Below are 11,014 nucleotides of genomic sequence, written 5' to 3' on the forward strand. Positions count from 1 at the left end.
TCAGTCAGGGCCAGCCTGCCAGAGAGGGCCGTCAGCCTGGCGTCGCCTGCGAGAGCCGCCTGTCTGGTGTCGCCTGCCAGAGAAGACGCCAGCAGTGTCGCCGGTCAGGGGGCCGCATTGTCTTCTGACAAGGAGCCTTTGCCGGACGATGAACTGGGCGGGCCGCCCCACACCACCACGATCTTGGGAGGTGCATCGGGCGCGTCCACTTCGCGCAATGAGCGCAAAATGGCGTGCAGTTCCTTTATTTCCTTGACGATATCGATGCTTTTTCCGGCAATTTCAGCCTCGCCCAGTGTGCGCGTCAGCAGATCAAGGCGTTGCTCCAGACTGTCCAGCAGGCGCGAGCTTTTCCGCGTTTTTCTGGCGCGAGGGCTTGCGGCGGGCATCAGTGGTTTTCTCCGTCCGCGCCGACGCCGGACGTGCGTAAAAAAGCGCCTTGCCGGACGGGCGGCATGAGGTGCAGGCGATCCTCCTGCCGTTCCAGACTGTGTTCCAGCCGTTCCAGAAGCCGATCCAGGCCGGAAATGCGAACATTCAGGGCCTGTATCTCGCCGCGCAGGGTTGAAAGCTCGTTGTGCAGGCCCGCCAGATCGGTATTGTCCGGCGTGAGGCGCAGGGTTTCTTCCAGGGCGCTGATGCGGCGGCAGGCGGCGGCCTCGCGCCTGGCGTCACGCTGCAGGTGCAGCAGGTACTCGTCCTGTCGCACAAAGGCGCGGCGCAGGCTCCAGAGCGCCCAGGCAAAAAGCCCCTGAACGCCAAGCACCAGAAGGGATGCGCCGGATGAGGAAAAAATGTCCATGCTCATGATGATCTCCATTGTGCTGCGTATGGGCGTGCGGCGGCCTCATGGGCCGCGCCGCCCTTTGTCAGAATCCCATCCCCAGCATGCCCAGAAGCAGGGCCATGACCTGATCCAGGGCCGAGGGCGGCAGCTTGTCGGCCCATTTGGCGAAAAACAGCGGCACGATGACCAGCCGCCCCACGACCTCCCAGCAGAACAGCAGGGCCAGCACCCAGCCGAGAAAGGAGCGCCACAGGCGCATGCGGCTGGCGGGAGCGCCAGAAACCTCAGCCTCGTTGATACGGCTCTGGGCCTCGTTCTGCCGGTTGCGGTCGGGCACAATCCTGTCCGCCAGGCCCGTGAGGCCGCCAAGAAGTTTGCCAAGCAACATCCACATCAGCCGTCCTCCCTTTCCAGTTCAGCCAGATACTGGTTCAAGGCTTTGACCCGGTTGCGCCAGCCCGCCAGAAACACCTGCATGGAGGGCCGCCGCGCGGCGAGGTCACGGTAGAACGTGTCGCGCAGGCGCAGGACCTGACGGGCCGCGAACCAGTGTTTGCCGCCCTGTTCCAGCGCCTCGGCCAGTTGGCCCGTGGCTGGCCCCATGACGCCGTCCTCGGCAATGGGAACGTAGTGATCCAGTTCAGCTTCCCCCACGGTGTTCATGGCCCGCTGCATCTGGCGCACGGCCCGCGCCGGGCCCATGTTCACGGCCCCGTCATACAGGGTCACGGCCAGGGGCAGGGGAAGGCCGCCGCAGCCGAGCTTGTCCCAGAAGTGTTTCTTGAACAGGGCGGCGGCCTGCGCCCTGGTGCAGGCGCGGATGTCGTCGCCGTCCACGTCGCCGTCCATGTCCATGTCAAGGCTGGCATAGCCGCACCTTGGGGTGCGCGCGTCGGAGCAGCCGTCACAACTGTGGGCCTGGCGCAGGCAGTCCTCGCGGGCTTGCCGGGCAAGGTCCTGAACCCAGCGCAGCGAAACGCCGTAATTGGTCAGGCCGCCGGGATCAGCGGGATGGTCGGAAAGGCCGCCTTCCCATCGGGCGGTGAAGTCGTGGGCTTTTTGAAAAAATGCGGTCATGGCATGTCTCCCGGTCATGATGGCTGTGAGCGTTGCGCCTCCAGCATCGGCGGCGTGGGTACAACATGCCAAAAAGGCGGCTCAGCGTAAGACTGAACGGGTTCAGCACCGCTATTTCACCGATTGGCGCGGGTCAGAACTGTTCAGACCCCCCTTTCAGGTCAAAAATGGAATTAAAAAAGCCCGCAATTTCGCGGGCTTATAAATATTTTTACCTGTGTAGTTTGTCTTTTTTGCTATTTATTGCAGGTGGTTATCCTGATTTTCCTTTTGCGGACCCATCTCCTTGAACTCGTGGAGCAAATAGCCCTGCGCCGGAGCGGAGGCCACTTTTTTGAGGATTTTCCAGACCTGACGGTCGGACAACCCGTGCCGCCGGGCCAGGCAGGACACGGCAGCGGTGCTGCTTTTGCCCTGCGCGGTATGGCGGGAAAAGGTCTCAATGATCTCCTGCTGGCGCAGTTTTGTGAGCACGGAAGAACAGCGCGGCACATACAGCGGGGTTCCGCCAAAGGCTGTCACCAGTTTGGCCGCGCAGCGTTTTCCCAAACGACGACACAGGGGGTGGTGGCGATCGGCGGGCAGGACGGCGGGCACACGGATGGTCTGCCCGCCATAGGTATCGAGCAGCCGCCAGAGGTCGTCTAGCCGCCCGTTTTTCTGCCCGCCCAGAGCGTGCCATATTTGCCGCATGTTTTCGGGCAGATGCTCCAGCAGTTGCTGCCAGCGTTTTTTCTGATCCGCCTTTTGCAATGCCTGTCCCCAGGCCCGACGCCCGCCCGAGGCCGTTGGCCGCTGCGTTTTGCCAGGGGGCGGGGACGCGGCGTTGGCAGTGCTGGCTGCGGGATGCACGCGGGCAGGGGCCGTGCCGCATGCACTACTGGCGTACATGACGAGCCTCTTGAACCCGCCGCGCGGTTCCGTCAGCGGCCGCCCTGTGCGGACTGTCCACGCTGAGCGAAGTATCCACGCTGTACGAAGCATCCGGCCAGAGCGGATTATCCGGCCTGTACGAAGCATCCGGCCTGCACGAAGTCTCCGTGGCGGGCGGGTATGCGGCCAGCCGCGACGTGTCGGGCGTGGGCGTGCCTGAGGGCAAGCGCAACGGGCAGAGCGCCGCATCGTCCATGCAGCGGACAAGCAGGCGCAGGTGGTCGCCCAACAGGCGCAGCACAGGCTTTTGGGAGGGGAGGGCGTTGTTTTGCAAAATGTCCAGCACAGCGCTTATGGTTTCGATGTTGTTATTAAGTTCTGACATGCTATGCTCCCTGAAGTGAAAATGGAGTGTCGTGCGTATGGGAAGATTTATAATTTTTTGTTTTAACGGGCAAGGGAAAAGTTTTTAATTAAAAGAAAAGATTTATCATGCCGTTATTCAAGTATGTTATGATATAACGAACCAGAATTCTGGGCAAAAATCCTAGCGCTTCGCTGTAGTTTTGCGCAGTTTTAAAAGAAAAGATTGTAAATTTGAGAAAAAGTGATTATGGTCAGGGCGGGAGAATAAAACCTTTCAAGACTTTTTAAAGAAAAGTTTTAAACCGGTATCCTTTGCCGATGGAATCGCCATGAAAACAGCAGCAGGAGTGAGTTTGTCCAGAATTTTCGCGCAGCGTTTGCGCCAGCGGCGCGAGGCCCTTGGCCTGCACAAGCAGGATATGGCCAACAAGGTGGGGGTAAGCCTGACCACCATTCAGCAATACGAAAAGGGGCAGATGCCCAAGGGCGAGTTTGCGGTGCGCCTGGCCGAGGCGCTGGACTGTTCCCTTGACTGGCTGCTGGCTGGCAAGGAGGCCGTTGACGACGGCGGCACAGGCGAGGCCAGGCTGGTCATGGTTCCCATGGTGGAGGCCAGGCTTTCTGCTGGCAGGGGCAGCTTTGAAACGGGCGGCGAAGTGCTGCGGCACTATGCCTTTCGCTGGGATTTTCTCCGCCGCAAGGGCAACCCTTCGCAGATGGTTCTTCTGCGCGTTTCAGGCGACAGCATGCAGCCGCAGATCATGCATAATGACGTTGTGCTCATAGATCAGGGACAGCGTGACCCCGTGCCGGGCCGCATCTACGCGGTGGGCGTGGAAGACATGGTGTACCTCAAGGTGGTCAACGCCATGCCGGGCAGGCTCATTCTGACCAGCTTCAATCCCGACTACGCGCCCATAGAGGCGGACACCGGCGAGCAGTTGGCGGATCTTGTGCGCGTTATAGGGCGCGCCGTGTGGGTGGGGCGGGAACTGGACTGAGCGGCTCTGGTCGGAACGGTACTGGACGGTACGGGGCAGGAGCAGCCGGGCGGGCCTTTTGGCCGCATCTTTTCGGCCATGTCTTTTGCGGCCATGTCTTTTGCGGTCTGACCATTTATGGCAAGCCCATACGCAAAAAGCCGCATGGCGGCCTTGGTACAGTGTGCTGCGTAGTGGTGGCGCGCTGGCTTGATGCCGTCCCGGCCTTTGGGCCAGAGCATTTTTCTTTCGAAATTGCCCTGGCCACTGCGCGGGCAGGTGTCAGCAGTGAAGCCTGTGCGCAGCTGCGGGCAAAGGCTGCGCGAAGACGGCACCGTTAGTTATGTGCGCGGTTACGTGCCGGAGCAAGCGTCCCGTAAACTTTGAGAATATGTATTCACAAAGGTAATCTGCTCTAGGGCTTGAGGGGCGGGCGCGGGTTCGCCACTGGCGCGGGGGTGGCGTCCACTTCATTGGCGCTGGCCAGGTTGCGGTTCCACGCCCGGATGGCTGCCCCCTGCGAGACGGACCATTGCTGTGAGGTCTGTCCACATGAGCAAACCACCCGCCAGACTTCCTGCCGCCGTCCTGGCGGCAACATGGATTCCAGAAAAACATTAGTGCCGCCGCAAACCAGACAAGGGCGAATCGTGTGTGGGTCAAGCTCTTTCATGCCCGGCAGCATAGCAGCTTTGGAACGTGTCCACAAGAAGTACGTGACGGCAGTTCGCCGAAAGCCCTTGACGGGCGCACGTCTTCCCAAGGAAGTACTGATTACAAAGCCTCCTGGAAACGCGCAGGTATTTCGTTTGGCAAGGCGCGATCTTTTTTTGAAGCAGGAGTGGACTCTTCCGTCCTTGACTGTTTCAAAAAAAGTGAAGCAAGTCCGCCAAACGAAATAAATCAGCGTTTCCCTAACGCTTTGCTGACGCCCCGTGGCGCAGGTTGTATCCGCGTGGCGCATCATGCGCCCCTGCAGCATGATAAACAAAATTTCTGGAGGACTTATGCGTTATCTTCTCGTTCTGATTGTGGCTGCCGCCATTGCCCTGCCTGTTCAGGCGGCCAATGCCGCTGGAAACACCGCCTCTGTGGGCGACTCCCAGGGCGTTGCGGCCCCGACGCCCCGCAAGGCCCCGCACGGACAAAAGCAGTCCGTGGCAAAGCTGCAGGAAGTGGATACCATTGCCAAGGCCTTGACGGCTCCCAATAAAAGCCCGGCCACCATCGTGGGCAACATTGTGGAGAAGGTTGCGGGCAAAAAGAACCACTATATTGTGGACGACGGCACCGGTCGCATGACGGTGGCCATCGGCCCCAAGGCCCTCAAGGGTATGAATCTGACCCCCGACATGAAGGTCAGCCTCAAGGGCAGAATCAGGGCTGCCGCTGGCAAGGCCCCTGTCATGGGCGTCAGGGCCGTCACCATTATCAAGTAAATTTTTTTCTGTCCCGTGGCGGACGGGAAGCCTCATGCCCTGCGGTCCGCTTTATGCCGCAGGGCCTGCAAATTTCGGCTTGGCATCGCGTGGTCTGTTTTTGATGGCTTTTGAGCTGTCCCACATGAAAAGCCGCGCAATTGTCTTGCGCTAAACCGTAAAAAAATCCACGCTGAAAAATGATGCTGGCCATTTGCCGCAAGCAGGCATGCGGGCCACGATCCGGTTACAAGGGCCATATACAGGCCATGTACAGGCCAGGCACACGGCCCAAGGGGCAAGCGCCAGCGGTACCGCCCGCGAGGCGGCCCTGGGTTCTGCTGCGACGCCCCTGCGGCCTGACCTGCGGCCTGGCCTCGCAAGCGGCCCTGCAATCGGTTTGCCAATGGCTCCGTGCTCGGCACTGCCGGACAAACCCGGACAAACCCGGACAGGCCCGGATAAGCCCGAACGGGCTGGACAGGCCCGGATAAGCCAGCCAGGCCGCGCACCTTCACAGCTCCCAAAATCAAGGATAACAGCTACCGCATGAAGGACTTCAGAACAGCGAGCCGAAAAGCGGAAGCACAACATATAGGATTACTGCCATGCGTATAGCACTGTTATTGATGTTGCTCCTTCTGTCCGTACCGGCCCACGCGGCCTTTCAGGGCTCTGGCGGCTTCAAGGGTCCCACTGTGGGCGTTGAAATCACCTCCGTCAAACAGGCGCTGGAAGGCGCGGACGAGGCCCCGGTGCTGCTTACCGGCGCCATTATCGGCCGCAAGGCAGGCAGTGATGACAACTACATCTTCAGGGACGCCACGGGTGAAATAACCGTGGATATAGATCATACTGTCTTTGGCGGCCGCACCGTCACCCCTGAAAATACCGTGAAGCTCTCCGGAAAAGTGGACAAGGACCTGCTGGAACCTGCCAAGGTTGACGTCAAGGTTCTGAAAATTCTGAACTGATTGTGCTGCGCGGCCGTGTGTGCATCTGGCCGCGCGCTCTATGGAGACTGCGTATGCGAGTGTTGGCAGTGCTGCTGGCCCTGGCCATAGGTTTCGCCGGGGAGGCCTTTTCTGGCGGAACCGTGTGTGCTGCGGGCTTTGAAGGCCCCGGCGTGGCGGCCACCGTTACCCGCGCCGCTGATGTGCTGGGCGCGCAGGACGATGCGCCCTGCGTGCTGGAAGGGCATATTGTTGAAAAGCTGCCCCGCCGCAAAAACCGCTACCTTTTTGAGGATCACAGCGGCAAGGTTACTGTGGAAATCAAGAATGACGTGTTCGGGCATCTTACGGTGACGCCGCGCGACAAGGTGCGCCTGCTCGGTCATATAGACTGGAACCGCAAGCGCACCAATGAGGTTCAGGTGGAAGCCCTGGCAATCACCGGCACCGTGGACGCGCACGACTCGCCGGGGCGGTGATCCATGTCGCGCTCTCTCCTGCTTGTGGAAGATAACGAGGACATCCTCGCCAATCTTTACGCTTTTTTTGAGCCCATGGGCTATGTTCTGGATTGTGCCCGCAACGGCAAGGCCGGACTTCAGATGGCCCTTGAGCACGATTTTGACTGCATCGTGCTGGACGTCATGCTGCCTGGGCTGGACGGCGTGAGCCTGTGCCGTTGTCTGCGGCAGGAGCACAAATGCGCCACGCCCGTCATCATGCTCACGGCGCGGGATGCCGTGGCCGACAGGGTGACGGGGCTTGAGGCCGGGGCTGACGACTATCTGGTCAAGCCTTTTGCCTTCAGGGAACTGGAGGCGCGCATCCGGGCCTTGCTGCGGCGGGGCCGCATGCAGAGCGCCACGGGAAGGGACAAGGGCGGACTGTGGACCTGCGCCGACCTCACGCTGAACGATGAAGAGCATTGGGCCGCGCGTCAGGGGCGGCGGCTGCGTCTGAGTCCTACGGGATTCCGTATTTTGAAGGAACTGCTGCGCGTGGCGCCGGGGCTTGTGCGCCGTCAGCATCTGGAACAGGTGCTGTGGGGCGACGAACCGCCGGAAGGCAGCGCGCTGCGCACCCATATTCATGAGTTGCGGCGCGAGCTGGACAAGCCTTTTGGCCTGCCCCTGCTGCACACGGTGCCGCACGTGGGCTACCGCTTGAGTCCCGACCCCGCCGAGGGCGGCGCGCCCGACGTTGCGCCCGATGTTGCGCCCGATGTTGCGCCCAACTCTGCGGTAAATGAGGCTTCATCAGGCCCGGCCAGCCCGTCTCGCCCGGCCAGCCCGGCCAACCCGGCCAGCGCCTGTACTGACAAGGATGTGGCCTGATGGCTCCCGCTTTTACGCCGCCGCCTACCTCTTCACACGTCAGGCCGCCAGCCCGGAGCGGCACCGTTTTTGCGCGCCGTATCCTGGTGGCTTTTGTTTTTCTGGCCTTGGGCATGGGAACGGCCCTGAGCATTGTGGGGCACCTTTCCTTTGATTATCTGGGCACCTATCTGGTGGGCTGGCATGCCCGTCCGGTGATGGAAACCCTCATTGAGGCCGAAAAGCGCGCCTGGGAGGCTGAAGACAGCGGGCGCGACCAGTTGTATTATGGCGAAGATCTGGCGACGGCCATGCACTGGACGTTTCTGGTGGGCAAGCAGGTATCGCCGCAGTGGCGCGACCTGCCCGACGGCCTGCACTTTGTGGAGAACGATGCCGAGTTTGTTCTCATAGAGCGCCGTGACGGCGTGGAGTATATGCTCCGTGGCGGCACTGGCGGCTTTCAGGCGCTCAAGGATCGCCTCAACGGCATCCTGCTGCTCTGCGCGCTGGCCGGGCTGGCCGTGGCGGTGCTTCTGGCCGTGGTTTTGAGCCGCCGTCTTACCGATCCCCTGCGGCGGCTTACTCTGGCGGTGGAGGGGCGTCCCGCTGCGGGAATGAACCGCATGGCCGCTGGCTCTGAGGCCGCGCGCGACCCGAACTCCGCAATGCGGGCCGATCCGCAGGCCGATCGGGCCATGACCGTGCTCGTCACGCCCGCCGACATCCCCATGACGGACATGGATGACGAAGTCGGCGTGCTGGCCCGCGCCATTGCCGCCCGCGAGGAGGCGCTTTGGCGTTTTGTGCAGCGTGAAAGCCATTTTACGGGCGATGTGAGCCACGAACTGCGCACGCCGCTCACGGTCATGCAGGGCGGGCTTGAGGTGCTGGAACTGCGCCTGGAACGCCTGCAGCAGGGTGAAGATCTGGCCCCTGTGGTCAGCAGGCTTTTGCGCACCACGGGCCGCATGAGCGATACGGTGCGCACGCTTCTGCTGCTGGCCCGCCGCCCTGAAGAAATACAGTTTCAGGTTCTGGACTGCGCCGCCTTGTTGCGGGAAGTCATAGGCGAGATGGAGCGCGAAGGGCTGGCGCACGCGAAAGAAGTGGCTGGCGAATCCGGCAATGCTTCTGCAGCAAGCTGTTTGCCCCACTTGGTGGAGCTGATGCTGCGCAGCGAGCCTTCGCCTGAGCAGCGAAGCGGCGATTCGTCTGCGCCTGAGCCGCACGGTGATTTGTCTGCGCCTGAGCCGCGAGACGGCGATTCGTCCGAGCCTGAACCGCAGGGAGGCGATTCGTCCGAGCCTGAAGCGCAGGGCGGCGATTCGTCCGGGCCTGTACTGTCCCATAACGTTTTTGCCGGGCCGCCCCGCGCGGCGTCCACAGGCCCGTCCGCACGAGCCTCGGCAGGAGCCTCCGCCCGCCCGCGTTCCTTCGCGCCCCCCGCAGTGGCCCTGTCCACGGCCATGCCCGCGCACGCGCCAGCGCGCGCCCAAAGGGAACTTGCGATAATCATTTTCAAGAATTTGCTGGACAATGCCTGCAAGTACACCGAAAATGGCCGCGCCTTTGTGCTCCTTGAATCCGGCAGGATGCTGGTGGGCAACAAAGGCCGAACACCGTGCGATGTCGATATTTTTGCGCGCGGCGTGCGCCGACGCACCACCACTGACCACAACGCCTACGGGGACGGCGCAGGGTATGGGCTGGGACTTTCTTTGGCCCAGCGCGCCTGTGAGCGCCTCGGCTGGTTGCTTGAACTGCTGCCCTCCGCCTATATCGGAGCGGAAGAGATAACGGTGTTTCGCCTTATTTTTCCTCCGGCAGCCCAAGGAGAAGACGTGTAATGTCAGGTTCTCAGATCAGACCTGTTCGCGGTATATTTTCGGGCCGACGCAAGCTGGTGGCGGTGGTTCTGGTTCTGCTGGCTGTGGTGGCGGGCTGGAAGCTGCTGGGCAGGGGAGGCGGCCGCCCCGGCATGAACATGGACGCTCCGCCAGTGCGCGTGGCCACGTCCCTGGCCCAGAACGTGCCGCATTTTCTTAACGGTCTTGGCACGGTGCTGCCGTCTGGCGACGTGCTTGTGACCAGCCGGGTTGACGGCCAGTTGCAGCATCTGCACTTTGCCGAGGGCCAGCGCGTGAAAGCCGGTGACCTGCTGGCGGAGATAGACCCGCGCCCCTTCCAGGCCAGCCTGGATCAGGCCCTGGGCAATCTTGCCAAAGACAGGGCCCAGCTTGAAAACGCCCGCAACGACCTTGCCCGCTACGCCAAACTTGCCCAGGGCAACTACATAGCGGCGCAGCAGTATGAAACGCAGCGCGCTCTGGTGCGGCAATTTGAGGGCGTTGTGCGGGCTGATCAGGCCGCCGTGGATTCCGCCCGCCTGCAACTGGAATACAGTCGCGTTACCGCCCCCATCAGCGGGCGGCTCGGCCTGCGCAATGTGGATGAAGGCAACATGATCAAGGCTTCGGACGCCAACGGTCTTGTGCGCATCACTGAAATCAGCCCCTGTGACGTCATTTTCACCCTGCCGGAAAGCCAGGTGCCTCTGGTGGTGCAGGCCCTGCGCCACAGCGAGAGCCTGCCCGGCTCCCCGCCGCTGCTTGTTCAGGCCTGGGACAGGGAGCAGAAGCGCCTTCTGGCCGTGGGGCAGCTTCTTTCGCTGGACAACCAGATAGACAGCGCCACCGGCACGGTGCGCCTCAAGGCCAGCTTTGCCAACAAGGACGGCGCTCTCTACCCCAACCAGTTCGTCAACGCGCGTCTGCTTGTGCGCATCCTGCCGGGAGCCGTCACCGTACCCGCCTCCGCAGTGCAGTTGGGCACGCGCGGGGCCTACGTGTATGTGGTTCGCCAGAATGAAAAGGGGCCGGGTGAAAAGGGGCAGGATGAAGCGCAGATATGTCTGGTGACGCCCGGCGTCAGTTCCGGCGGCCTGACGGTCATCGACAAGGGGTTGGAACCTGGCGAGAGGGTGGTGGTGGACGGTCTGGACCGCCTGCGGGACGGCACTGCCGTGCGCGTGGCGGCCACAGTGGAAACGCCCAGGGCGGAGTCCGTGGACGGAACCGTCGCCGCAGACCCCGGCGCAGCCCAAAATGCTGGCCAAAACGCCGGCCAGGACGCAGGCCAAGGCGCTGCAGAAAACACTTCCCCAAAAGCCTCGCAGACGCAGGGGAGCGCGCCCACCGGCAGCGCGGCCGCGCCCAAATCCAGGCAGGCCCCGTAAACGCGGCGC

Annotated in this window: 14 protein-coding genes; 7 read left to right on the top strand and 7 right to left on the bottom strand. The window is 62.0% G+C overall.

Annotation, left to right across the window (positions count from 1 at the left end; translation table 11 throughout):
- Positions 1–104: 104 nt before the first annotated feature.
- From DESU86_RS10230 to DESU86_RS10255, 6 genes are all read right to left on the bottom strand, one after another.
- A complete protein-coding gene (locus tag DESU86_RS10230; RefSeq protein ID WP_179980947.1) occupies positions 105–389 on the bottom strand; it encodes a hypothetical protein in 285 nt (94 codons plus the stop codon).
- Positions 389–808: a hypothetical protein gene (locus tag DESU86_RS10235; protein ID WP_179980948.1), complete on the bottom strand. Its 420-nt coding sequence runs from the start codon at positions 806–808 to the stop codon at positions 389–391. Before DESU86_RS10235 ends, DESU86_RS10230 begins: the two co-directional genes overlap by 1 nt.
- A 61-nt stretch (positions 809–869) precedes the next feature.
- Positions 870–1,181 carry a hypothetical protein gene (locus DESU86_RS10240; RefSeq protein WP_179980949.1) on the bottom strand — a complete coding sequence of 104 codons (312 nt, stop codon included), beginning with the start codon at positions 1,179–1,181 and terminating at the stop codon, positions 870–872.
- Positions 1,181–1,864, bottom strand: coding sequence for a glycoside hydrolase family 108 protein (locus tag DESU86_RS10245; protein WP_179980950.1), 684 nt, complete (start codon positions 1,862–1,864; stop codon positions 1,181–1,183). The genes DESU86_RS10240 and DESU86_RS10245 overlap by 1 nt, the downstream gene beginning before the upstream one ends.
- A gap of 240 nt (positions 1,865–2,104) precedes the next feature.
- The gene (locus DESU86_RS10250; protein WP_179980951.1) at positions 2,105–2,755 is read right to left on the bottom strand and encodes a Mor transcription activator family protein; all 651 of its coding nucleotides are present in this window, start codon (positions 2,753–2,755) and stop codon (positions 2,105–2,107) included.
- Complete coding sequence (locus tag DESU86_RS10255; protein ID WP_179980952.1) at positions 2,742–3,122, bottom strand: hypothetical protein; 381 nt, start codon at positions 3,120–3,122, stop codon at positions 2,742–2,744. The genes DESU86_RS10250 and DESU86_RS10255 overlap by 14 nt, the downstream gene beginning before the upstream one ends.
- Positions 3,123–3,456: 334 nt before the next feature.
- Between DESU86_RS10255 and DESU86_RS10260 the strand changes: the two genes are divergently transcribed.
- Entirely contained in the window at positions 3,457–4,104 is a 648-nt protein-coding gene (locus tag DESU86_RS10260) for an XRE family transcriptional regulator (RefSeq protein WP_442873485.1), read from the top strand.
- Between the two features lie 394 nt (positions 4,105–4,498).
- Here DESU86_RS10260 and DESU86_RS10265 read toward each other — a convergent pair whose 3' ends face one another.
- Entirely contained in the window at positions 4,499–4,756 is a 258-nt protein-coding gene (locus DESU86_RS10265) for a hypothetical protein (protein ID WP_179980954.1), read from the bottom strand.
- A gap of 334 nt (positions 4,757–5,090) precedes the next feature.
- On the opposite strand from DESU86_RS10265, the gene DESU86_RS10270 reads away from it, so the two are divergent.
- The 6 genes from DESU86_RS10270 (at position 5,091) to DESU86_RS10295 (ending at position 11,005) form a co-directional block, all read left to right on the top strand.
- Complete coding sequence (locus tag DESU86_RS10270; RefSeq protein WP_179980955.1) at positions 5,091–5,522, top strand: NirD/YgiW/YdeI family stress tolerance protein; 432 nt, start codon at positions 5,091–5,093, stop codon at positions 5,520–5,522.
- A 587-nt stretch (positions 5,523–6,109) separates the two neighbouring features.
- Complete coding sequence (locus tag DESU86_RS10275; protein WP_179980956.1) at positions 6,110–6,475, top strand: YgiW/YdeI family stress tolerance OB fold protein; 366 nt, start codon at positions 6,110–6,112, stop codon at positions 6,473–6,475.
- A 53-nt stretch (positions 6,476–6,528) separates the two neighbouring features.
- Positions 6,529–6,933, top strand: coding sequence for a NirD/YgiW/YdeI family stress tolerance protein (locus DESU86_RS10280; protein WP_179980957.1), 405 nt, complete (start codon positions 6,529–6,531; stop codon positions 6,931–6,933).
- 3 nt (positions 6,934–6,936) lie between these two features.
- Entirely contained in the window at positions 6,937–7,788 is an 852-nt protein-coding gene (locus DESU86_RS10285; protein WP_179980958.1) for a response regulator transcription factor, read from the top strand.
- Positions 7,788–9,617 (top strand): histidine kinase dimerization/phospho-acceptor domain-containing protein, encoded by a 1,830-nt coding sequence (locus DESU86_RS10290; RefSeq protein WP_232088330.1) that lies wholly within the window; start codon positions 7,788–7,790, stop codon positions 9,615–9,617. The genes DESU86_RS10285 and DESU86_RS10290 overlap by 1 nt, the downstream gene beginning before the upstream one ends.
- A complete protein-coding gene (locus DESU86_RS10295; RefSeq protein ID WP_179980959.1) occupies positions 9,617–11,005 on the top strand; it encodes an MdtA/MuxA family multidrug efflux RND transporter periplasmic adaptor subunit in 1,389 nt (462 codons plus the stop codon). The genes DESU86_RS10290 and DESU86_RS10295 overlap by 1 nt, the downstream gene beginning before the upstream one ends.
- Positions 11,006–11,014: the final 9 nt, after the last annotated feature.

Origin of the sequence: Desulfovibrio sp. 86 (assembly GCF_902702915.1) — a bacterium.
Taxonomy (GTDB): Bacteria; Desulfobacterota; Desulfovibrionia; order Desulfovibrionales; family Desulfovibrionaceae; genus Desulfovibrio.